The sequence below is a fragment of the Christiangramia pacifica genome, assembly GCF_057221535.1.
Map to the genome: position 1 here is coordinate 859,238 of NZ_CM170146.1, position 24,670 is coordinate 883,907.

General features: G+C 37.0%; 16 protein-coding genes and 1 tRNA gene. 12 read left to right on the plus strand and 5 right to left on the minus strand.

Going from position 1 to position 24,670, the window contains the following annotated elements; all coding sequences use genetic code 11:
- Positions 1-101 precede the first annotated feature (101 nt).
- The 6 genes from AC2S94_RS04055 (at position 102) to AC2S94_RS04080 (ending at position 11,033) form a co-directional block, all read left to right on the plus strand.
- The gene (locus tag AC2S94_RS04055; RefSeq protein WP_484630232.1) at positions 102-2,429 is read left to right on the plus strand and encodes a coiled-coil domain-containing protein; all 2,328 of its coding nucleotides are present in this window, start codon (positions 102-104) and stop codon (positions 2,427-2,429) included.
- A 149-nt stretch (positions 2,430-2,578) separates the two neighbouring features.
- Entirely contained in the window at positions 2,579-3,982 is a 1,404-nt protein-coding gene (locus AC2S94_RS04060) for a hypothetical protein (protein ID WP_484630233.1), read from the plus strand.
- 263 nt (positions 3,983-4,245) lie between these two features.
- A complete protein-coding gene (locus AC2S94_RS04065; protein WP_484630234.1) occupies positions 4,246-5,835 on the plus strand; it encodes a type I restriction-modification system subunit M in 1,590 nt (529 codons plus the stop codon).
- Positions 5,822-7,111 carry a restriction endonuclease subunit S gene (locus AC2S94_RS04070; protein WP_484630235.1) on the plus strand — a complete coding sequence of 430 codons (1,290 nt, stop codon included), beginning with the start codon at positions 5,822-5,824 and terminating at the stop codon, positions 7,109-7,111. The genes AC2S94_RS04065 and AC2S94_RS04070 overlap by 14 nt, the downstream gene beginning before the upstream one ends.
- Positions 7,108-10,110 carry a type I restriction endonuclease subunit R gene (locus tag AC2S94_RS04075; RefSeq protein ID WP_484630236.1) on the plus strand — a complete coding sequence of 1,001 codons (3,003 nt, stop codon included), beginning with the start codon at positions 7,108-7,110 and terminating at the stop codon, positions 10,108-10,110. Before AC2S94_RS04070 ends, AC2S94_RS04075 begins: the two co-directional genes overlap by 4 nt.
- A gap of 53 nt (positions 10,111-10,163) precedes the next feature.
- Positions 10,164-11,033, plus strand: coding sequence for an Abi family protein (locus AC2S94_RS04080; protein WP_484630237.1), 870 nt, complete (start codon positions 10,164-10,166; stop codon positions 11,031-11,033).
- A gap of 153 nt (positions 11,034-11,186) precedes the next feature.
- Here the strand turns inward: AC2S94_RS04080 and AC2S94_RS04085 are convergent, their stop codons facing one another.
- On the minus strand, positions 11,187-12,458 hold the full coding sequence (locus tag AC2S94_RS04085) for a site-specific integrase (RefSeq protein ID WP_484630238.1): 1,272 nt from the start codon (positions 12,456-12,458) through the stop codon (positions 11,187-11,189).
- 216 nt (positions 12,459-12,674) lie between these two features.
- Positions 12,675-12,746 (minus strand) — tRNA-Arg (locus AC2S94_RS04090).
- 126 nt (positions 12,747-12,872) lie between these two features.
- Between AC2S94_RS04090 and AC2S94_RS04095 the strand changes: the two genes are divergently transcribed.
- The 3 genes from AC2S94_RS04095 to AC2S94_RS04105 are packed head-to-tail and all read left to right on the plus strand — an operon-like array spanning position 12,873 to position 14,994.
- Positions 12,873-13,562, plus strand: a complete 690-nt coding sequence (locus AC2S94_RS04095) for a DUF2490 domain-containing protein (RefSeq protein WP_484630239.1) — start codon at positions 12,873-12,875, stop codon at positions 13,560-13,562.
- 43 nt (positions 13,563-13,605) lie between these two features.
- Entirely contained in the window at positions 13,606-14,592 is a 987-nt protein-coding gene (locus AC2S94_RS04100) for a DUF1028 domain-containing protein (RefSeq protein WP_484630240.1), read from the plus strand.
- A gap of 33 nt (positions 14,593-14,625) precedes the next feature.
- Positions 14,626-14,994 (plus strand): hypothetical protein, encoded by a 369-nt coding sequence (locus AC2S94_RS04105; protein ID WP_484630241.1) that lies wholly within the window; start codon positions 14,626-14,628, stop codon positions 14,992-14,994.
- Between the two features lie 49 nt (positions 14,995-15,043).
- Here AC2S94_RS04105 and AC2S94_RS04110 read toward each other — a convergent pair whose 3' ends face one another.
- Positions 15,044-16,597: a M20/M25/M40 family metallo-hydrolase gene (locus AC2S94_RS04110; protein WP_484630242.1), complete on the minus strand. Its 1,554-nt coding sequence runs from the start codon at positions 16,595-16,597 to the stop codon at positions 15,044-15,046.
- Positions 16,598-16,739: 142 nt separating this feature from the next.
- Here AC2S94_RS04110 and AC2S94_RS04115 point away from each other — a divergent pair, with 142 nt between their 5' ends.
- Both AC2S94_RS04115 and AC2S94_RS04120 read left to right on the plus strand, forming a co-directional pair.
- Positions 16,740-19,109 (plus strand): S9 family peptidase, encoded by a 2,370-nt coding sequence (locus AC2S94_RS04115; RefSeq protein ID WP_484630243.1) that lies wholly within the window; start codon positions 16,740-16,742, stop codon positions 19,107-19,109.
- A complete protein-coding gene (locus AC2S94_RS04120) occupies positions 19,106-20,332 on the plus strand; it encodes a cysteine desulfurase-like protein (RefSeq protein ID WP_484630244.1) in 1,227 nt (408 codons plus the stop codon). The genes AC2S94_RS04115 and AC2S94_RS04120 overlap by 4 nt, the downstream gene beginning before the upstream one ends.
- Positions 20,333-20,397: 65 nt before the next feature.
- Here AC2S94_RS04120 and AC2S94_RS04125 read toward each other — a convergent pair whose 3' ends face one another.
- The gene (locus AC2S94_RS04125) at positions 20,398-22,539 is read right to left on the minus strand and encodes a glycoside hydrolase family 97 protein (protein ID WP_484630897.1); all 2,142 of its coding nucleotides are present in this window, start codon (positions 22,537-22,539) and stop codon (positions 20,398-20,400) included.
- Between the two features lie 65 nt (positions 22,540-22,604).
- Entirely contained in the window at positions 22,605-23,747 is a 1,143-nt protein-coding gene (locus AC2S94_RS04130; protein ID WP_484630245.1) for a cystathionine gamma-synthase, read from the minus strand.
- Positions 23,748-23,839: 92 nt separating this feature from the next.
- Between AC2S94_RS04130 and AC2S94_RS04135 the strand changes: the two genes are divergently transcribed.
- Positions 23,840-24,631 (plus strand): DUF3298 and DUF4163 domain-containing protein, encoded by a 792-nt coding sequence (locus AC2S94_RS04135; RefSeq protein WP_484630246.1) that lies wholly within the window; start codon positions 23,840-23,842, stop codon positions 24,629-24,631.
- Positions 24,632-24,670 lie beyond the last annotated feature (39 nt).

A 24,670-nucleotide genomic window follows, 5' to 3' on the forward strand; every position in this document is an offset into this window, starting at 1 on the left:
CAAGGAAGTTTAAAACTAAATCGGACAAATCCGTATCTTCATTACCACAACTGACGAATATACGTGACCGTTGGGCGCAATGCTTTTGAAAATTTAGAAATTTGAAGAATAATTACCAAGACAAAATAAAAGTCCTTACTACTCTTAGCTTAGCATCTACAGACGCAAGAGAAGACACCTTAAAATCAGTAATAATTACTACCCTTAATGAGCTAGGTGAAATAGAAAAAAACAATCTCAATTCGTTTATAGAAGAACATTTTGGTTTTAAACCTTATAAAGAAGAGGTTAATCTCTTATTGAAACAGTTAGAGGAGTCATCAAAAATCAAATTTTTAAACGACAAAATTAAAATTACTGAGGAACAAAAAAGAGAGCTGCGTGCCGCAGAAATAAAATTAAGAGATAAAGATAAAGCCAGATTCAACAATTTTAAAAACTTCATAACTGATGAAGGTTTCGAGGAAATAGATAAAGATGATCTAAAAAAATTGTGGGATACTTTTATTGAATATTTATACAATAATTTCTTTGATTATGGAGAAGAAGCACTAAAACGGTTGCACCCAAATATTAGTTATAATAAAGTATTCGAAAAGGAAGATGATTATTTACAGGTTGCTTATAAAAAATTAAAAAGTAAAAAATTAAATACGGTTTTCAAACTTGCAGTAGACAAATTTGCCGATTATGCATCACAGGATGACATCGATTTTTTAAATGATCTTGCCCAAAAAACATTGAGCTTTACTTCGCTAGGTGTTGATCCAAACTTATCGAAAACCGCTCTAGACATTTCCTTGGTCGATTGGGTTCTATACCTAGATACGAATGTTTTATATTCAATTTTGAAACTTCATTTCCATCCCGAAAATGAAGCGACAATGGCTTTAATTAATTTAATTAATGAGAATAAAGATCATCTAAATGTGGTTCTAAGATATTCTGAACTGACAAAAAAAGAACTTCGAGCTAAAAAAGATGATTTTAATCTTCTCGATGAGAAATTGACAGATTCAGGTATTAAAGCCGCTATAAATTCGGACAAAATAGACGAATTTTCCAAGCAATATTATCAAAGTTTATTAGTAGACAGAGAAAGTACACTTCACCCCTCCAAAATAGTCGAAATATCAACTTCAATTTTGATAAATAGTCAAATTGATATTGCCAGAAATTCAAAAAGAATAGAGCACTTAGGAGAAGACTATTTAAATGAGAAAATTCAGGAGTATAGAAGATACATCGATCAAAAAAATGATTATAAACAAGATTTTTTAAAATCAAAAGGGCTTACATTTCATCCAATTTTTAAGAGTGATAAACAAATAACCCATGACATCACTTTAAGAGAACTCATTTTAGACTTAAGATTCTCAGTAAAAAAGAAAAATCAATTAAAGGATCTGGATTTCAATTCAGTAAAATATTTTGGCTTAACATTGGACAGTCTACTGATAGATTATGATTCATATCAAATTCAAAGATTCGAGGATGAAAGATCTTTTCCAATATTTTTCAAACCTTCCTTTTTGCTAAATCGATTAGTACGAATTCTACCAATTCAGACTAAAGATTATAAAAAAGCATTTCTAAAAGCGGTTACGTCAAAAGGCTTTAATAAAGATGCAAAAAAGTCTAGAGATGTTTTAAAGATTATCAATTACTTAAAATCTCAAGGGATAGATGACGAAAAAGTCATTTATAATTTAATTTCAAAGGATTTATTTATAGAGAATTACAGTAAAATTGATAGTGAAAATCAAAAAGAGTTAGAGGAATTTTTTGAATCGGAATTAAATAAACAATTTAAAAAACGAGAAAGGGAACTTGAAACTACTAAGAAAAAACTAGAAAAAAGGGAATCTGAAGCCCACTCGGCTACAGAGCAAAGCAAAAATCTAGAAAGTAAAAAAACTGTTTTAGAATCTGATTTAGAGGTCTATAAAAAAGCATTAAAGAAATTAAGATCAGATGTTAGAAAATTAGAGAAAGCTAATACGGATTCTCAAAGTCAAACATCCTTTAATTTTGAGGCGGAAGATTCAAAGAAACAATTGGAAGAATCTAATCAACAATTATCTGAAACTCAACAAGAACTTTTAAATCAATATAAAAATCAGGAGAGGATTTTTAAAAATGCAGAATTTAGAAAATGGCAGAACAAAACATGGTGGAATCTCATATGGGTCATTCCCATTACGATTTTAGGCTTAAGTGCTGTTATATATCCAAATCTGTATTTTCAGACTGATGCCGACACAACCACAATTAGAGTAGTTTTAGGATTTCTCCTATTATTGATAGATGGAATCTTTATTAATATAATAAAACTTCGATTTTGGGATGAAAAAAATAAATCGGAAAAAAAGGGTAATATCGAAATTCCATCCGAACTTCAAAATAAGATTGATTCGTTTAAGCACTAGCGCCCAACAACGTGTAACGTAAATGGCGGGTTTCATCGAAAAGAACTAAATTAGTTTCCATAACAAACAAAGCCGTAACCCGACAAATCCTCGTCCCCAACTTCCGCTACTTGCGTTAACCGGAGACGTTACCTGCAAGCTCTTTTTAAATGAAAACAATAAACGAATTAGAGTTTAGAAAGTTATTAGAAACTGAAGATTCAGTAAAACATATAGATTATAATATTGATGTAGAAAATTCAATTGAAATTGATATTTCCAGGATAACGCCAGAAAATAAGTTTGTTAATTGTTCATTTGAAGGTGAAAGGATAGATTTTATAGATAATATGGAGTCTTGGGCAGACAATCCTTCCCACGTTCTAAACTTTGACAATTGTGAAATATTAAATCCTGTATTTTTTAAAGATTGCTCTCTTCTTGAGCTTAGTTTTACATTCCAAAATAAAAACATTGAAAATCTTCACATTGCAGCAAAAAGAATACTCATTTTAGTCTTTAATGGGAATAGAAATAGCAAGGATTACAGATTAAATGCAACAATTCACGAAACAACCATATTAAAAAGATTAGAATTCTCCGACCTTAACTCTACAGGTCAATTATTAATACATCGCTCTAATATCCAAAAATCTGATTTCAGAAATTCAAATTTTGGAAGGGTTGAATTAACAAACAATGAATTTGATTCTAATCTATTATTCAACGGGAATTTTATTAATGATAGTTACATAAAGAACAATATTTTCAAGGATGTTGATTTCACAAGAACTAATTTTGGAACAGACGCCGTTTTTAAAAAGAATATTTTTAATGGAGTTGCATTATTTTCAAATCTTTCTAATAGAAATAGAACTCATATAATCTTTGAGAACTGCGTTTTTAAAAATTACAGTGATTTCAATAGATCCAATCTGTATAAACTAACAATAGATAATTGTAAATTTTTAGAAGTTTCTTCGATCCAAGAAGTAGAATTAGATTCGATGGTATTAGATAGAACAATCTTTGAAAACTTAGTTTTCTTTGATGATCTTAATATTCTTAGAATATATAAATGTAATCAAAGAACGATAAGAAATATAAAGCAACAATTACTCAGAGCAGACAATAAAATTGATTACGATAAATTTAGAGCTTATGAACTTAATTCTTATCAAGAGACCTTAAAGAAGAAACTGAAGCAACAAAATGTGGAGAAAAAATCATCTTTAAAAAGAGACCTCCTAATTCTAAAAATTAACCAGTTTTATTCTAATAACGGTACTGATTGGATCAAAGCAATTATTACAACAATTATATTAGGGGTAACATTTTATACTCTCTTTTTTGCTTCAATAAATTATAATAAGGATTTTGATATTTTTGAATATAATCAGTATTTCACTGGATTATTTAGGTTTTTTTTAATTACGGATTTTTACAATCCATTAAAAGAAGAAAGAGTTTTCATTTCTACAGCAATAAACTGGCTTCCGTTTATTCTAGGAAAAATTGCAATCGCAATTGGAATTTATGAGATGATAGTTTCATTTAGAAAATTTAGGAAATAGAGCCAGAAGGTAACATCAGTTAAGGCAAATAGTTTTTGTGTGAAATTGCTATTGAGAATTGAAATAAAGATTCTTAATTCAAGAATTATGGGCTCTTTGCTTTACAATAATAAACAACTGATTTAATTTTCTTAAAACCTTTACCAGCATAATTCTATCCCATTCCTTTATATTTGTTCTATTCCCTCCCTACAGGAATACCCGTTATCACTGTTATGCAATATTTCCTAATTTTAAGGCTACAATAGAACAACCTAGCATAAATGGCAAAAGCAGACATCGACTTTGAGAAAGAACTTTGGGATGCGGCGAACGAACTTAGAGGCGCAGTATCTGAGAACAACTATAAAAATTACATTTTACCCCTCGTTTTCGTCAAGCATTTAAGCGAACGCTACGAGGTAGTTAAGGATGAATTGAAGGATCTTATGCAGGATCCGGAATCTGATTATTACACCAACGATAAAGAAGAGATTAATTATGTACTGGAAGACCGGGATGAATACCGTTCCCGTAACGCCTTTAAAATTCCTGAAAAGGCTTCCTGGACTTATTTAAAAGATAATGCCGAGCAGGATGATATCAAGGTGAAGGTTGATGATGCATTTGAAATTGTACAAAACCTGTTGACCGAATATAATCCTCAGCTTCAAAACCTGTTGCCTCGAATATTTGTTCGTAGCGAGTTATCTCCTAAGCAAACCGGCGGAATCATTAACCTTCTCTCCCATTCCAAGTTTTCTGAAAAAGAGAATCCTGAAAGCGATATTCTTGGTCGTATCTATGAATATTATATTGGCCGTTTCGCGATGGCTGAAGGTTCTGGTGCCGGGCAGTTCTTTACACCGGGTAGTATTGTAAGATTACTGGTAGAATTACTGGAACCTTACAAAGGACGGATCTTTGATCCTGCCTGCGGAAGTGGTGGTATGTTCGTGCAGAGTTTAAAATTCCTGCAGGAACACGGAGGAAACAAAAGCGATATTGCCATCTACGGACAGGAAATGACCGCACAGACCTTGAGGTTATGTTTGATGAATCTTATGCTGCGGAATCTTTCATTTGACATCAAGCTTGGAAACTCTCTTCTACAGGATAAATTTCCCGACCTGAAAGCCGATTATATTATCGCCAATCCTCCGTTTAATGTGAGCAACTGGCACCCGGAAGATCTGCCTGATGGTGATCCCCGATTATTTGGACCGAGGGAAGAATTCACCACCGACAGTAGCGCCAATTATATGTGGATGCAGACCTTCTGGTCGCATTTAAGCGAAAGCGGAACAGCTGGTATTGTAATGGCTAACGGAGCGATGACCTCCAATAACAAGGGAGAGAAAAATGTACGCCAGCATATGGTAGATAGTTCTATGGTAGATGCCATAGTTAGACTACCGGATAAACTGTTTTTAACCACCGGAATTCCCGCCTGTATCTTTATTCTCAGCAAAAACCGTGATGGCAATGACGGCAAGCACCGAGAGCGAAATGATGAATTGCTTTTTATTGACGCTTCCAAAATGGGAAAAATGGCCAGCCGAAAACTACGGGTTTTTGAAGATAAGGACATTGATAAAATTGCCGAGACCTATCATAAATGGCGTAATGTCAGGCTGAGCGGAGTCGAAGCCTATGCAGATGAAGAAGGGTTTTGTAAAGCAGCCACGATTGAAGACGTACAAAAGCAAGATTATAAGCTGACTCCTGGAATCTACGTAGGTACCGAAGCCGAAGAAGACGATGGAATTTCTTTTGAGGAAAAAATGGAAACTTTAAAAGCTCAATTAATGGGGCAATTTGAAAAAGCAGAAGACCTAAAAAAACAGATAATTTCCAATTTTGAAAAGATTTAATCCAATGAATAATAATTGGGAAAAAGTTACATTAGGTGAGATTGCAAAAGTTCAAACTGGACCATTTGGAAGTCAATTGCATAGCTCTGATTATGTACAACATGGAACTCCACTTGTAACGGTTAAAAATTTAGGCGAGCGAAAAATAAATAGGGATAATCTTGATGGTGTTTCCGATGCTGATAAGAAAAGATTAAAGAAATATACTCTTAAAAATGGTGACATTGTTTTTAGTCGCGTTGGAGTAAATATTGATCGAAGTAGCTTAGTTACCAATGAAGAAGATGGATGGATTTTCTCAAGTAGTACCTTAAGAGCTAGGCCAAATGTTGAAAAAATCTATCCAGACTATCTCATATACTATTTAAATAGTCAAAAATTTAAAAATTATATTAGGACAGTTGCGGTAGGTGCGACGCGACCTTCTTTAAACACCTCGATTCTCTCCAACTCACCTTTAATCATACCTCCATTAGAAGAACAAAAAGCTATCGCCTCAAACCTTTCTGCTTTAGACGATAAGATCGAGAACAACCTCCAGATGAATAAAACCCTGGAAGAAATGGCAATGGCTCTTTATAAGCACTGGTTTATAGATTTCGGACCTTTTAAGGATGGGGAGTTTGTAGATTCTGAATTAGGGGAAATTCTGAAAGGTTGGGAGGTGAAAACGTTAGATGACGAATTTAATGTATCAATCGGTAGAACTCCACCAAGAAAAGAATCAAAATGGTTTAGTGAAATTTCGGGCGTAAAATGGGTTTCAATTAAGGACATGGGCAATTCCGGAACCTTCATAAGTAAAACTTCAGAATACCTAACAGAGGAAGCAGTAAAGGAAAAAAGAGTTCCAATTGTAGATCCACAAACAGTTTTATTGAGCTTCAAGTTAACTGTAGGAAGAATTGCTATTTCTACTGAGAGAATGGTCACTAATGAAGCGATAGCTCAATTCAAACAAAATGAAAATACGGTTGTTTCGAATTATTATCTGTACCTAGCATTGAAAAACTTTAATTTTGATTCATTAGGAAGTACATCTTCAATTGCAACTGCGGTTAATTCAAAAACGATTAAAGGTATAAAGATTGCTATCCCGACAAAATCAGTGATAAATAGGTTCAATCAAGAAGTATCACCGATTTTCGAAATGATAGAAAATAATACAAAACAACATGAAACACTTTCTAATATACGTGACACTCTTTTACCTAAACTAATAAGTGGAGAAGTCCGGGTTAAAGATGTAGAGAAAACCTTATCTGAAGTGCTATGACACAAATGATAGAAATTACGGTTCAGAATGCGGCCATAGAATGCCTGCAGGAATTGGGATATACCCACCAGGAAGGAAACTTTTTAAACAGAGATCTTAAAAAGACGGTAGTAGAAAAAGATCTAAGAAATTTTCTTCAGCAAAATTATCCAGACGTACCTGCAACCGTTATAAACGAAGCGATGGCTGCCTTTACCCAACACCAGGGTATGGACCTGGACCATCGCAACCGTGATTTCCATCGTAAAATGACACAGGGCGTTTCCATTAGCTGGAAAGATGCCCAGGGCAAGGAACAGGCCCGGCATATGTATCCTATTAATTACCGGCAACCAGAAAAGAACAAATTTGTTGTTGCAGATGAAGTGAAGGTGATTGGTAAGAACAGCCGTCGTGCAGATCTGGTGATATTTATCAACGGCCTCCCTTTAATTGTCTTTGAATTCAAGAATATGTTTGATCCTGAAGTCGGGGTAGAAAATGCTCACGGCCAGATAGGACATTATTTGTTAGACATTCCGCAGTTATTCGATTACAATGCTATTACCGTGGTTTCAGATGGAATGGAAACCTTGCACGGTATGTATACCTCTTCTCTAAAGTGGTTCGCCCCATGGAAGAGTATTACCGGGGAAGACGTTGAAAATAATGAAGAATTTCAGCTGGAAACGTTATTGAAGGGGTTATTTCCAAAAAAAACGCTGCTTAATTATCTGCAAAATTTCATTTTCCACGAAGATCACAATGGAAAGATCATAAAGAAAGGTGCGAAATACCATCAGTATTGGGGAATTCAAAAAGCAGTTGACAGCGCCGTTGATAATATCAAGCCTAATGGTGATGGACGATTAGGTGTGATCTGGCATACGCAGGGTTCAGGAAAAAGTATCTCTATGGCCATCCTTACCGGAATTTTACGCCAAATGCCGGAAATGAAGAATCCTTCTATTGTAATTCAGGTAGACCGTTCAGACCTGGATCAGCAACTCTATGAAAATTTTGTCCTCGCTAAAGACTTGGTGGGAGAAGTTCAGCATGCAGATACCACTGCAGAATTAAGAGATCTATTAAGTTCAGATGGCGGCGGAGTGATCTTTACTACTATTGAGAAGTTCCGCTTAAAAGATCTCGAAAACGGAAAAGAAAATCAGCATCCGGTATTATCTGAACGCTATAATATTATCGTGATGGCCGATGAAGCGCACCGTACACAATACGGTTTTCATAAAGGTGGTTTTGCGCAAAATCTTAGGAGGGCTTTACCGAACGCTTCATTCTTAGGTTTTACCGGTACACCGGTGGATAAAAAAGATGCCGATACCGAGCATGTCTTCGGAAAAACTATTCATACTTACGATATTGAACAGGCGGTAAAAGATGGTGCAACTGTTCCGATTTATTATGAGCCAAAAATGATTCCGCTAAATATCAAAGCTGAATATTTTAAGGAACTGGATGAGACCGAGGAAGATGAAGACGATACAAACAATGCCGTTTGGGCGGCTATTGAAGATGCCGCCGGTGCCGAGGATCGGGTAGCTAAATTAGCCACTAACATCCTGGAGCATTATACAGCCCGTACCGAAAGCCTGGAAGGAAAAGCTATGGTGGTGTGTATGAGTCGGCGGAATTGCGTGAAAGTATATGATGCGTTAACGGCGCTTGAAGGTTGTCCTGAAATTGCCGTAGTGATGACCACCAATATCGGGAAGGATCCTAAAGAATGGAACAAACATTCCAGAACCAAAGATGCTATGGAAGCTATTAAGAAACGCTTCCGAAATCCTGAAGATCCTTTAAAAATAGTGATCGTTAGAGATATGTGGTTAACCGGTTTCGATGCGCCTTGTGTGCATACCATGTATGTAGATAAGATCATGAAAGGTCATAACCTAATGCAGGCTATTGCCAGGGTGAACCGTGTATTCGAAGATAAACCTAGCGGACTTGTGGTTGATTTTATCGGAATTTCAGGTCATCTGGCTTCTGCTACTAAGAAATACACCGGTGGCGGTGGAAAAGGAAAACCAGCTGTCGATATCGAACTTGCTGTTAAGCTTTGCTTTGAAAAGCTTGCTGAAGTCAAAGACCTCATGGGCGGATTTGATGCAGAAGATATCAACGCCATGAAAGACATGGATAAACTGAAATGGTCCAGGAAAATGGTAAACGATCTTCTGAAAAATGACGCCATAACCGATAAATTCTTGAAAGAAGAACGCAATTTATCGGAATTGGTAGCAATGACCAGTTCAGATTCCAGGATCTGGGAGATACAGGAAGATGTGGGAATTATTCAAAAGATTCGTCAGACCATTAGAAAGATCAAGTTCCCTCCCGGCCCGCAGCGCGAAAAGAATGAAAGAATAAAGGATCTTATCAGCAAATCCCTAGAATCCCAGGAAATTGTAGACCTGGCAAAAATGTATGATCTGGATAAGATCGATATCTCAATTATTGATTCCAGATTTCAGGCTATTGTTAAGGATAAAGGAGAAGAGAATATAAAAATTGAATTACTGAAGCGGATCATCAATGATGAGCTGAAGGTAAGAATGCCTAAGAACATCAAAAAGATGAAAAGGCTAAAGGAGGAGCTGGATAAGGTACTTAGCGATTATCACAAAAACAGTCTCGATTCCATTGCCGCTATTAAACACCTTCTCGACATTGCAGAAGAATTCCAGAAACAGGATAAACGGACCAAGGAATTAGGCCTTACTGAAGACGAACTTGCTTTTTACGATTTACTTTCAGCCAATGAAAAGTTATTGAATAAAGAAGGCCCTATCCAGGATCTGGTTCATAAGGTGGTTGAGTCCGTTAAAAAGAATCTTCAACTCGACTGGACAAAAAAGGAAGAAGCAAAGGCTGCTATTCGATTAGCTGTTAAAAAAGAACTCAGAGGAAAAGTTCCTTTCTCGGAATTAGATAAACTACTTAAAGAAGTAATTGAGCAGGCTGAAGGGCAGTATAAGGATTGGCCCTTGGAAGCATGAAATTGAGTTAAAATTCTCTTTGGAAGAGAATAATTCTCTTAAGAATAAATTAAATGGGTAGAAAAGCCACAAGTATAGACAAGCAAATCGAACTATTGAGGGATCGAGGTATGATTCTGGATTGGAAGGAAGAAAAAATTAAAGAAATTCTTTTGGATATAGGCTATTACAGATTGGGCTTTTACTGGCAACCCTTTGAAATCGATGATAAACATAATTTGAAAGATGGGACCAAGTTTTCTGATATTGTTAGTCTGTACTATTTAGATGTGGACTTAAGAAACCTGCTTACTAAGTATATTAATAGAATAGAAATTAATTTTAGAACCAAGCTTGTATATTATGTTTCTAACAAGTACAAAGAATCTCCTACCTGGTTTGTGGATAATCATGTTATGTCCAAATCCTATATAGAAAATTTCGATAAATATTACGATGAGGAGTTTAAAAGAAACAATAAGCCTATAAAAAAACACCATGATAAGTATATAAATGATAAATATGCGCCAGCCTGGAAAACTATTGAGTTCTTCACATTCGGTGGAATTTTAAAAATCTTCACGTCTCTAAAAGATGACGGAATAAAGGAGCGTATTTCTAATACTTATGAGATAAGAGACATTCGTAAGTTTATCAATTTTATGACGACTATTAAGCAGGTGCGAAATGTTTGTGCTCACAGTGCTGTGATTTTTGATTTTAATACTCCTCGGGGTATTAATCGAATACCGGCATTCTCGTTCAATAACAATAATAGACATTCTCTTGATTCATCAATGAAAGTTATAAAGTACATCTTATCTCAAATTTCTGAAACTAGATCTCAGGACATGGAACGAGATATGGTCAAGCTTTTTCTAGAGAATTCTAGTAACCCTGTAATAAAGAATATCATTGAAAGTAAAATGGGATATAAATATTAATTCTCATTAAATTTTGCTATATTTACTAAGGTGTATATATTTGCACCTCAGTGCCCGGCTATACAATAGCTATAGTCCTGCACTATAAAATAATAAAGATAAGCCCGAACTAGCTTCGGGCTTTTTTATTGAATTCAAAATAGGAGAATAAAGCTATACCTGTGTATAAATTCCATCTAATCCAGGTTTTTTGTTCCCCTTCTTTATATCAATTTGCTCTTCCAGCTTTGCCATATCATCGCTTAATTTTCGCTCCACCACCTTAGCATAAATTTGAGTGGTAGACAATTTCTTATGGCCTAATATTTTAGATACAGTTTCAATCGGCATACCGTTAGACAAGGCCACTGTAGTGGCAAAAGTATGCCTGGCAAGGTGAAAAGTTACATGTTTTTTCACTTCACATAATGTAGCAATCTCTTTTAAATACTGATTGACCTTTTGATTAGATATTGCCGGTAATAAGGTATCGGTTACCTGGCAACTTACGTCTTTTTTATATTTTTCGATAATTGTAACCGCTTTTCTCAGTAAAGGAACTTTAACTGAATTTCCATTTTTCATCCTTCTGGTTACTATCCATAACTTTCCATTAATTCCAATGGTAAGGTTTTCAGGTTTCAGTAATACGAGATCTCCATAACTTATACCAGTATAGCAGCTAAATACAAATAAGTCCCTTACCCTATCTAATCTTTCTAAGCTCAGATTCTTCTTTTCTATCTTATGAAGATCTTCAGCAGACAAAAATTCTCTTTCCCGTGGCTCTAATGTGGATTGAAAATTTATGAATGGATTTTTATCAATCCATTCCATCCGGTAAGCTAGTGAGATCATCTTCTTTAGCCGTTGTATATGTTTCATTACCGCATTATGCTGTAGATTTTTTTGGTAATGTTTTGGTTTCACAACTCTGAGAAAGTTCTCAAACTTCAATACAAAGTTATAGTCTAATTCCTGCAGGTAATAATCCTTCCTCCCAAACTCCTGTTTAATAAATTTCCGGATATAATTCTGGCTGGTATCATAAAGCCGCCTGGTATTCGGCTTTAATTTTGAAAAACAGGTAGTATTATGGTACTCAAAAATATCCTCCAAAGAGTACAGTTTTTCAGTCTCTCCAAAGTACTTTTTCTTGATATTTTCCAGGGATCGAACCCTACCTTCTATTCTCAATTCCTGGTAATATTGGAAAAACCTAGAGTATTCCTGGTCTAAGAACTCATTGAGCTCTAAATCGAAAGCGTCAACACCGGTTGATCTTTGCTTCTTAGAATCCCATAAATCAACATCAACTTTTCGCTTTAAACTGATATTTAACTTCTTCTTATTCAGAGATATACGGACATAAATAGAGGCTAGTCCATTCTTCGCTCGCTGAGCATGTATCCAGAAAAGTACCGAAAATGTAGACGAAGTTCGCATGATTTGACGTGTTAAAGTGAAACATTATTACGAAAGTCAAATCAACAATAGCACGCGTTGCGCCAGTTCAAGATAAGATTTTTTTATGACAAAAATGTAGACGATCTGTATTCCAAAATGGCTGATTTCAGACGATATCACATAATATCAAAAAAAATTAAAACCTTGAAAATCAAAAGATTAACAAGGTTTTGGTTTAGGCTATACCCTTTCCAGTAGCCTCACCAGGAATCGAACCTGGATCTAAAGTTTAGGAAACTTCTATTCTATCCATTGAACTATGAGGCCTTCGAAGCAAAAATAAGCGGTTATTATGAAATATATAAGTCAGTTTTAAAATTTCTATTCCAACATTGATTCATCCATTTTCCCAGCATATCGGTTTGCAATACTATATTTGCTAAAAACGATATTGTGAAGAATTTATATACATTTTTACTTTTAGGCTTTTGTTTCATCTTATCTGCTTCGGCCCAGGTAAACGATGATAAATTGGGTGCCTGGTATATGTATGTTTGGAATGTGGGCATTAATGAATCAAAATTTGGTTTTGAGGGTGATATTCAATATCGAAACTGGAATCTAGCCGGCGACCTTGAACAATTATTGCTTCGTGCCGGCGCCACCTACAGCGTGAATTCAAATTTGAAATTGACCCTTGGATACGGGCATATAACTATAGGTGAATTTGGGAATTCTAATGAAACCTCTTCAGAAAGCCGAATTTACCAGCAGGCTTTGATTCCACATAGAATAGCATCCAGGATCTTTTTAAAACACAGGTTCAGATACGAACAAAGATGGGTGGAAAACCAGGATCTTAGAACGCGTTATCGATATAACTTTTCTCTGAACATTCCTTTAAATCAGCCAGATCTCATTAAAAATTCTGTTTATATCGCCTTATACAATGAGCTTTTCATAAACGGAGAACGAAATATTGGCGATGGAAGAACTGTAGAAATATTTGATAGAAACAGGCTTTATGGAGCACTGGGATATGCAATACAGGACAATCTGAAAGTTCAACTAGGTTTTATGGAACAAACCACAAACTCGTTGAGCAAAGGTCAGTTACAATTGAGTTTGCACCACAGCTTCTAATATCATCACCCTTTTATTATCTTTAGACAAAACTGAAAATACTATGAAAAACTTATACCTTTTATTATGCCTGATCATTCCTTTCACAGGTAATTCCCAGAGTGTCGAAAATATTTCAAAAGATGCATTCGCCCATACATTTTCAATTGTTGCCAGAGATACTGTAACCGGTGAAATGGCAGTTGGTGTACAGAGCCACTGGTTTTCAGTTGGTTCTATCGTTTCCTGGGGAAAGGCAGGAGTAGGAGTAGTTGCCACACAATCTTTTGTGAATCCTGCATATGGCCCTGAGGGTCTTGAACTTATGGCAAACGGAGTTTCTGCGGAAGAGGCTCTAACCCGCCTTATTGAAAAGGATGGTGGAAGGGCGTTTAGACAGGTTGCATTCCTGGATGCTAACGGAAATGTTTCAGGATATACCGGCGAAAAATGTGTGGAAGCAGCCGAAGATCTACAAGGAAGAAACTTTTCAGTGCAGGCCAATATGATGCTTAACGACAAGGTTGTTCCTGCCATGGCAGAAGCTTTTCTTCGATATGCTGATTATCCATTGGCTGAAAGAGTAGTAGAAGTTCTAAAAGCTGCACAGGAAGCAGGTGGCGATATTAGAGGTAAGCAATCTGCAGCTTTGGTGGTTGTGGGACCTGAAAGAACAGAAAATGAATGGGAACAGAAAAAGATAGATCTTCGAGTAGATGACCATGAAAATCCTATCATTGAATTATCAAGGTTACTGAAAGTTAATCGCGCCTATGAGCACATGAACAAAGGTGATCTTGCGGTGGAGGATGGCGATATGGAAAAAGCTCTTGAAGAGTATGGAGCTGCTGAAAAAATGTTCCCTGAAAATCTGGAAATGAAATACTGGAAAGCAGTTGCCTTGGCTAATAGCGGTCGCCTTGATGAAGCAAAACCGATCTTTAAATCAGTTTTCGCGGCAGATGAGAACTGGAAAGAGATGACCACCAGACTTCCAGCATCCGGAATTCTAACTGTTTCTGAAGAGGAACTTCAGGAAATTATCGAATAATTTGAATATATTTATCTGTATAATACCTTAGTTATGAAAAGATTAAAAATAAAAGCCTTATTACTGATATTCTCTTTTTCCCTGCTGACCGTTGGCTGCAAGAACGAAGATAAATCCGCAGAAAAAGAAGAAGCTCTTACCGAAAAGAATTCATCTGAAGAGATAAAATCTAATATGGCCAATAGTAATGACACTAAATATAATCCTGCTCATGGTGAAGAGGGTCATCGTTGTGATTTACCAGTAGGTGCACCGCTAAATACTGCAAGCACTTCGAATACTACCCAGGAAATGACCACTTCCCCGGTTAGGTTGAAAAGCGCCACTCCAAAAATAAATCCTCCTCACGGTGAACCAGGACATGATTGTTCAGTTCCTGTAGGAGCTGAGTTAAAAGGATAAAATAAAAAAGCCCGGAAAAATTTCCGGGCTTTTTTATTTTGATTCTAGCTTAATTTTCCAGCATTCCTGCTCTCTCCGCATCCCTCGGTTCAGGCCAGGTCATTTGCTCACCGGTTCTTTTACTTTTCGGCAATTTCATCTTTTCTCTTGAAGTTTTCTCAGGATCCTCACTGGCCATATATGCAAGTACCGCGGTAAGGATCACATTGTTTCTAACATCATCAAATACGATCTTATCATAAGTATCGCGGTTCGTATGCCAGGTATAATTCCAGTAAGACCAGCTTAAAGAACTCAGGTTGAAAGCTGGGGCACCCGCAGCAACAAAAGAAGCATAATCTGAACCTCCTCTTCCTGGCGTTCCCGGGAAGTTGGTTTCAATATGCTCAGTTACATTCTCTGGCACTTCATAAAGCCATTCTCCTAAATAATCATAAGCGTTAAGAAATCCGTTTCCGGAGATATTTACCACTCGCCCGGTCCCGTTATCCTGGTTAAATAGTACCTGCATATTTTCAACGATCTTAGGATGATCTTTAACAAAGGCCCTGGAACCATTCAAGCCTTGCTCCTCGCTGCCCCAGTGTCCTACTAGAATTGTTCTTTTTGGGTTAGGATATAGTTTTTTTAGAATTCTCATGGTTTCCATCATTACCATGGTCCCGGTACCGTTATCTGTAGCACCAGTAGCACCATCCCAGCTATCAAAATGAGCGGAAAGGATCACATATTCATCTGGCTTCTCGGTCCCTTTAATTTCGGCAATAGTATTGAAAGTTGGTACTTCCCCCAGTTCCTTAGATTCAGCTACCAATCTTATTTCAGGTTTATTTCCATATTCAGCTAATCGGTAAAGCAATCCATAATCTTCAAGAGAAAGATCGATCGTAGGAATCTCTTCAGTATAAGCCGAAAAAACCTTATTTACTCCGAAACCTCTGGACCAATAAGAACTGATAATTCCTGCAGCACCTGCTTTTTCCAGAGCTTTTGGCAGATCTCGACGTGAATGTCCTGTTTTCTCCATTCTTTTATCCCAAACTGAACTTAAGGAGTCTCTTTCAGATTTCATTTTCTCGAATGAGGCATCAGTAGCCCATTCTTCCCAGTTATCATCAGGCCTACCGGTTGGTTGAGGCATTGAAATAAGCACAAATTTCCCTCTTACTGATTTGATCTGTTCCAGAAAATCAAGAGAATCCTTCGCCTCAGGAATTATTACAACCTCAGCTGTTACAGGTTTTTTCCCGGTAGAGGGACTCCACGCCAGCTGTCTTCCTTCCAGACTTTGAATTCGTGGAGAAACAAGATCGATATGAGTAATTCCTCTTTCCCAGCCTTTCCATTTTCCCCATTCCTCGTTTCTAGCTGAAATATCCCAGCTTTCGTATTTTTTAACTGCCCAGTCGTGAGCATTTTTCATTTGTGGCGTTCCCACTAATCTTGGACCAACCACGTCCAGAAGCTCATGGGCGATTTTCTCCAGGTGAGAATTATTTTCTGCTTCATTAACGATCTTTTCTACCATCTCTTGCTGAGATTGGGCAGTGAGCACAGAAACTGAAATTAATAATAAACTTAAAAGGCTGAATTTTTTGATCATAAGTAAATTTTTAGTTAGAAAATGGTAATACAATATCGGTATTTTATTGAAAAGCTTTGAATTTAGACACTTACTGGCTGGTAAGGTTTAAAGAGGATATAAAAATTAGTTATATTGGCACTCCTTAAATTTAAGATTAGCTATGTCTAAAAGCTTGAACGCCCTCGTATTTTTCCTTTTAGGAACTATACTCTCATTTTCCCAGACTTCAGAACTGAGCGTTGAAAAAATAATGCAAGACCCCAACTGGATAGGAACTTTCCCTAGTTCAGTACGCTGGGGAACACACGGAGAAAATATCTATTTCAGATATAATCCCGAAAAGAATGCCGAAGATTCTCTATACCGCATCAACATTAACAATCCTGAAAAGATCCTGAAGGTTCCATCAAGAGAACAACAGGATCTCATCCCTCGTAATGCTGATTTTAACGATGCGAGAACCATGAAGGTCTTTTCTGAAGATGGCGATCTTGTCCTTTACGATATGAAGGCGAAAAAGAGAAAAAAATTACTGGATCTTTCATTCAATATTACTGATCCTGAGTTCCTGGCAGATAATTCTAAAATTGCCTTTAAAGCACAGGACAATATTTTTGTTTTCGATACTGAAGAAGGAGGTATTCAGCAACTTACCAACATCAAATCTGGATCAGAATCAAAAAAATCAGAAAAAAGCGCCTCCGAAAAAAATTCCTGGATAGAATCTGAAAATCTGGAATTGCTGCAGATAGTAAACCAGCGAAAAGAAGCGCGTGAAAGTTCAAAAGCATATAGGGAATCTGTAAAGGAGGAAGAAGATTATACATTTTACCTGAACGATCGTGATGTGCAGAACCTGGAAGTTTCTCCGAATGCAAGATACGCCACCTTCAGCCTGATTAAAAGAGAACGTGGTGAAAGCACCAACGTTCCGAATTATGTAGACGAAAGCGGTTATACCAAAGATATTTCAGCAAGAAGTAAAGTTGGAGATATGCAATATACTGCTGAACTGGCTCTTTACGATTTTGAGAAAGACAGCGTTTTTATGATCGATTTTAGCGGGCTACCAGGAATTTCAAAACTGCCTGATTATACTTCAGACTATCCAGATAAAGAGTGGAAAGAAGATCCCAGAGAAATAATCCCTAGTACTGTGAAATTTTCAGATAATGGTGAAAAAGCGGTGGTAAATTTGCGATCTACAGATAATAAAGATCGCTGGATCGCACTTATCGATCTGCAAAAAGGGACGATCAGATCAATTGAACATCAGCGAGATGAAGCATGGCTTGCGGGACCTGGAATTGGATATACTTATTACGGTTATGAGACGATGGACTGGTTGCCAGATAATAAGCATATCTATTTCCAAAGCGAGGAAACTGGTTATTCCCATTTATATGTTTTAAATACTGAAAATGGTAAAAAGAAAGCTCTTACTTCAGGTGAATTTGAGGTGTTTGATCCATTTATTTCCAACGACGAAAAACACTGGTATTTTACTTCTTCTGAAGTACATCCCGGAGAGAGACATTTTTACAAAATGCCACTGATGGGTGGTAAAAAGACAAAACTTACCAGCAAAACAGGTAATAATGAGGTGAGTCTTTCCCCTGATGAAAAATACATGGCAATTACATATTCCTATATGAATAAGCCGGAAGAACTATATCTTAAAAGAACTGGGGCTGAAGGTGAACCAAAGCAACTCACAGATGGGCAAACAGAAGAATTTGCGGCTTATGACTGGAGAGAACCAGAATTAATAGAATTCAAAGCCAGCGACGGCAAAATGGTTCCGGCGAGACTATATGTTCCGGAAGAATCTGCAAAAAATAATGCGGCCGTAGTTTTTGTTCATGGTGCGGGATACCTTCAGAATGCGCATAAATGGTGGTCCAGCTATTTCAGGGAATATATGTTTCATAATCTTCTCACCGATCTTGGATATACGGTGATCGATATAGATTACAGGGGTAGCGCAGGATATGGCAGAGATTGGAGAACAGGGATTTATCGTTATATGGGTGGAAAAGATCTCAGCGACCAGGTTGATGGCGTAAAATACTTAATAGAAAATCATAATATAGATCCTGAGAAAGTGGGTATTTACGGCGGAAGTTACGGTGGATTTATTACCCTAATGGCCATGTTCACTGAAGCCGATACGTTTAAAGCTGGTGCAGCCCTGAGATCTGTGACAGACTGGGCACACTATAATCATGGCTATACTTCTAATATTTTGAACGAACCTTCCAATGATCCCATCGCATATCGTAGATCTTCTCCAATTTATTTTGCTGAAGGTTTAGAAGGCGACCTTTTGATCGCCCACGGAATGGTAGATGTAAATGTTCATTTTCAGGATGTAGTGAGACTTTCGCAAAGATTGATCGAACTAGGTAAAGAAGACTGGGAAATGGCATTATATCCGGTAGAAGATCACGGATTTGTTGAGCCAAGCAGTTGGACCGATGAATATCGCAGAATACTTAAATTATTTAATGAAAGCTTGTTAAGTAAATGATAGATATCGAATTTGTAAGGAAGCAATTTCCGGCATTAGAAAGGGACTTTATTTATATGGATAATGCCGGCGGTTCGCAGGTATTAGGCAAAGTTGCCGAAAGAATCAGCGGTTATCTTCTGCATCATAATGTGCAATTAGGCGCCTCTTATAAAGTTTCTCAGGAAGCAGGAAAAAAGCTTAGTTATGCCACTTCCAGAATTTCAGAATTATTAAATGCTTCAAGACCGGAAGAAGTCGTAATCGGATCTTCCACTACTATGCTATTACGAATCTTGAGTTTAAGCATAAGCAAGCAATGGAAAAAAGGAGATGAAGTAATTGTAACCGATACAGATCATGAGGCAAATATTTCTCCATGGATGGATCTCAAAGAAAAGGGAATAGAGGTAAGAATCTGGAAGGTAAATCCTGAAACCCTAGAATTGGATCTTTCAGACCTTCGCAAATTGATGAATAGCAGAACCAGGTTGGTTGCAGTTACTCATGCCTCCAATGTTCTGGGAACTATCAATCCTATAAAAAAAATAGCAAAAGAAGTGCATAAAGCCGGGGCATTGATTTGTGTGGATGGCGTTGCCTATGCTCCGCATAGAAAAGTAGATGTACAGGAGCTTGACGCCGACTTTTATACTTTCAGCTGGTATAAAACCTATGGACCTCATCTGGCAGTGATGTATGGAAAATATTCCAAACTTCTGAAACTGGATAGTTTAAATCACTATTTCATAGGAAAAAAAGATGTGCCTTATAAACTGCAACCGGGTAATTTTAATTTCGAACTCACTTACAGCACCCTGGGAATTATTGAATATTACGAAGACCTGTATAGACATCATTCCAGGTCGAAGTCGGCAGATTTTTCTGAAAAATTAGACCATACATTTGATCTGATTGCTGCTCATGAAGAAAATCTTGCGTCAATTTTACTTGAATATTTGAACAGCGTTCCTGAAATTAAAATTATTGGCCATCCAAAACCAGATTCAGATTTACGAGTTCCAACGATTTCCTTTGTTCATTCTACTTTCAAAAGCAATGAGATCGTAGAGAAAGTAGACGAGCACAGGATAGGGATCAGGTTTGGTGATTTTTATGCGAAAAAACTAATTCAGACCCTCGGTCTGGAAGATAAGAATGGAGTGGTAAGAATTAGTCTTGTCCACTACAATAGTCTTCAGGAAGTAAAAAGATTGGTAAGCGTTCTGAAAGATATTTTTTAATACGGTAAATTTTAAAGACTCTTAAAATAAAAGCGGGAACCAATTGGTTCCCGCTTTTATTTGATTTAAAGTTTCTTCAGATCTTTAGTTTCAGACCTATCGGCCTCCTTAATGCTGATCGCGTAACCACCACCTGGAACAGATAGCTGTGATAATTTTGATTTATTATTTACTCTATATTTCTTGATTTCATAAGCCTGAGGATTGGTCTTATAATGTGCATCTTTGGTATCCGCATAAATTGTAGCAATATAATCCTTGCCTTTGTCCAGAAAATCAAATTTAATATTAGACGTTCTGGCGTCATTACCATTTACATTTCCAACATACCAATCATTTGTTCTTTTTGCTTTTCTGGCAACGGTAATGTAATCACCCGGTTCAGCCTCCAGATAAATACTTTCATCCCAATCTATAGCTACATCCTTGATGAATTGAAAAGCGTCCGGGAATTTCATATAATTTTCAGGAAGGTCTGCGGCCATCTGCAACGGACTATACATGGTCACATAAAGAGCCAGCTGGTTCGCGATGGTGCTGTTCACGTGAGAATTATTATCTGGATTCAATTTACTAATATCCATTTCAAAGATCCCCGGAGTGTAATCCATGGGCCCTCCAATTAATCTTGTAAATGGAAGCACGGTCACATGATTCGGTTTTGAACCTCCGAAAGCCTGAAATTCAGTTCCTCTTGCCGATTCATTTCCGATTAAATTAGGATAAGTTCTCCTTAAACCGGTTGGCCGCACAGCTTCGTGTGCATTCACCATCACCTTATAATCTGCCGCTTTTTTAACCGCATATAAAAAATGATCAATAGCCCATTGCCCGTAATGGTGCTCCCCTCTTGGAATAATATCTCCCACATAACCACTTTTAACCGCAGGATAACCGTATTTATTCATAAACTGATAAGCTGTATCCAGGTGGCGCTCATAATTTCTTATCGCTCCGGAAGTCTCGTGGTGCATAATCATTTTAACACCCTTGCTTTCAGCATAATCCTGAATCTCTTCTACATCAAAATCTGGATAAGGAGTTACAAAATCGAAAACATAGTCTTTAGATTGCCCAAACCAGTCTTCCCAACCTTCATTCCAGCCTTCAACCAGAACTGCATCAAAGCCATGCTCTGCAGCAAAATCTATATATTCCTTTACATGTTTTGTATTGGCGGCATGCTTTCCATTAGGTTTAGTTTTCGTATAATCTGTCTCTCCAAGTTTTACGGAAGCCAATTCATCTGTATAAGCCCAAGAACTTTTACCCGTGATCATTTCCCACCAGACTCCGATATATTTTACAGGTTTTATCCAGGAAGTATCATCCAGTTTATTTGGTTCGTTCAGGTTCAGGTTCATGTTAGAGGAAAGAATATCCCTGGCATCGTCACTAACCATGATTGTTCTCCATGGAGAAACTGAAGGTGTTTGCAAATATCCCTTGTTCCCTACTGCATCTGGCGTTAACCATGATTCAAAGATCATAGTTTCATCATCCAGGTTTAAATTCATCAATGAGTAATCAACCAATGCTGCTTCATGAAGATTGATATAAATATCCTCATCGGTTTTCATCATTAATGCAGTCTGCACACCCGTTTTTGAAAATTGTTCCTGGGAAGCATTTGGCTGCACGGCACCATCAAATTTCGCTCTGATCTCTGAAAGCTTGGATTCTGTATAATCATATTCCTGAGAATCGTAATCTCCCGGGATCCAGAAAGCGGTATGATCGCCGGTCATGGCGAACTGAGTATGTTCCTCTTCCAGAATAAAATAAACGAGGTCTTTCTGCTCCGGAAATTCATATCTAAAACCAAGACCCTCATTAAACATTCTGAAACGTATAATTAATTTTCTGCCCGTTTCATTCTGAGCTAATTGAACCTCGAGCTCATTGTAGTGATTTCTTATTTCTTTAGATTCTCCCCAAACAGGCTTCCAGGTTTCATCAAAAGATGACTCCTTTGTACTTTCAATTTCAAAATCTGATCGCAGATCTTCTTCGTCCTTTAGAGCCAGACCAAGCTTACTGGTTTTGATCACCTCTTCCTCATCAAACTTCAGATTGTAGGTTGGAGTTCCATCCTCATTTAGAGAAAATTCCATTTTTAGATCTCCATTTGGAGATTCCAGGCTCTGAGCAATGGATAGATTTATTGCTGCTATTAACAACAGACTTAAGGAAATAATGTTCTTCATCATAGTTTTAATAAGAAAGGCCCGATTTGTCCAGGCCGCTGAGTTATAATTGTGTTTTTAATTGATTATCCGATAGCTTGTTTCAAATCATCGATAAGATCTTCTTCATCTTCAATTCCAACACTTAGCCTGATTAGAGAATCCACGACACCAGTTTGCTCTCTTTCAGCTTTTGGAATGGAAGCATGCGTCATACTCGCCGGATGACCAGCTAGTGACTCTACACCTCCTAAAGATTCGGCTAGGGTAAAAACCTTTAATTTTTCAACGATTTTTGTAGCGCTCTCCAAGGTATTTTCCCTGGTAGTAAAAGAGATCATACCTCCAAAACCTGACATCTGCTTTTTAGCAATATCATGGTTAGGATGATCTTCAAATCCAGGCCAGTAGACTTTATCTATTTTTGGGTGATCTCTCAAGAATTGTGCAATTGCCGCACCGTTTTCGCAATGACGCTGCATTCTTAAGTGAAGCGTTTTAATACCACGAAGTACCAGGAAACTATCCTGTGGACCACATATGGCCCCACTGGCTTTCTGAATGAAGTATAACTTATCGGCCAGATTTTTATCTTTTACTACGAGTCCACCCATTACCACATCACTATGCCCACCAAGATATTTGGTAGCGCTATGCATGATAATATCAGCTCCAAGATCCATAGGTTGCTGTAAATAAGGAGTAGCGAAGGTATTATCAACCGCTAACAGAAGATCGTGCTTCTTAGCAATTTCAGAAACGGCTTTAATATCGATGATATTCATCATAGGATTGGTAGGTGTTTCAATCCATATCAGTTTGGTATTATCGTTAATATGCCCTTCTATTTTTGAAGCATCCTGCATCCCGACAAAGCGAAATTTAATTCCGAGATCTTCAAATATTTTAGTGAAAAGTCGGTAGGAGCCTCCATAAAGATCATTAGTAGAAATGATCTCGTCTCCTGGCTTAAAAAGCTTTAAAACAGCATCGATCGCCGCCAGTCCCGAACCAAAAGCAAGTCCGAAATTCCCATTTTCAATACTAGCGAGTGATTTTTCCAATATTGACCTCGTAGGATTACCACTTCGGGAATATTCGAAACCCTTATGACCTCCGGGGGTGCTTTGAGAATAAGTACTCGTTTGATAAATTGGCGGCATCACCGAACCATAAGCCGGATCTATGTTATGCTGTCCTCCGTGAATCGTTTTAGTATTGAATTTCACCTTCTGAAAATTTGGATAACAAATGTAGTGAGCATGTTGGGCAATCACAAAATTGCCTTTACCTTTATCCTGTTATTTAACACCTGCCAATTGTGAGAAGAATTATATGGCCTTTATTAATGGTATTGCTATGCCTGGCCTGTGCTGATGAAAAGAAAGAAATTGATGAAGATGTGGAAATGGAATTGTCTTTTTCCACTAAAACCATTGAAAAAAGACTAGATGATTGTAAACCTGAAGATGGCGAATGCACTTTCATAAGCCTTATTTATCCCATTGCCAAGAATGCAGGAAATATATCTGAAAATATAAATAAGGAAATTGAACATTTCCTGATCAATACTATAGATTATCAGGATGAAGGTGGAGCAGAAAAACCAGAGGAACTGGCAGAAAATTTCCTGAAAAACTACCAAGAAACTGCGCTTGAATTTCCTGATTATGAATTACCATGGGAAGCAACCATCAACGGAAAAGTAGATTACAAATCAGATGAATTGATCTCCATGAAATTCAATACCGATATTTTTACAGGTGGCGCCCATGGATACAGAAGCACTCGTTATTTGAATTTCAACCCGAACACAGGTAAAATATTGAACGTTCGGGATATTTTCAATGCTGAATTCAAGGATTTTGTCGAAAAGGATTTCAGAAATAAAAAAGATATTCCAGCTAATGAAAATATAAACAGCACCGGAATGTTCTTCGAAGATGATGAATTTCACCTCCCTCAAAATATAGGGATCACCGGGAAAAAAGTGATTTTACATTATAATGCTTATGAGATCGCACCATATGCGGAGGGTAATTTCATATTATCATATTCAAAAAGTGAAATCGAACCGTATTTGAAACTGAATAAAGATCAGCCAAAAGCGTGATCTTAAAACAGCTCTTTGGTTGAAATTTCCGTTCTTTGC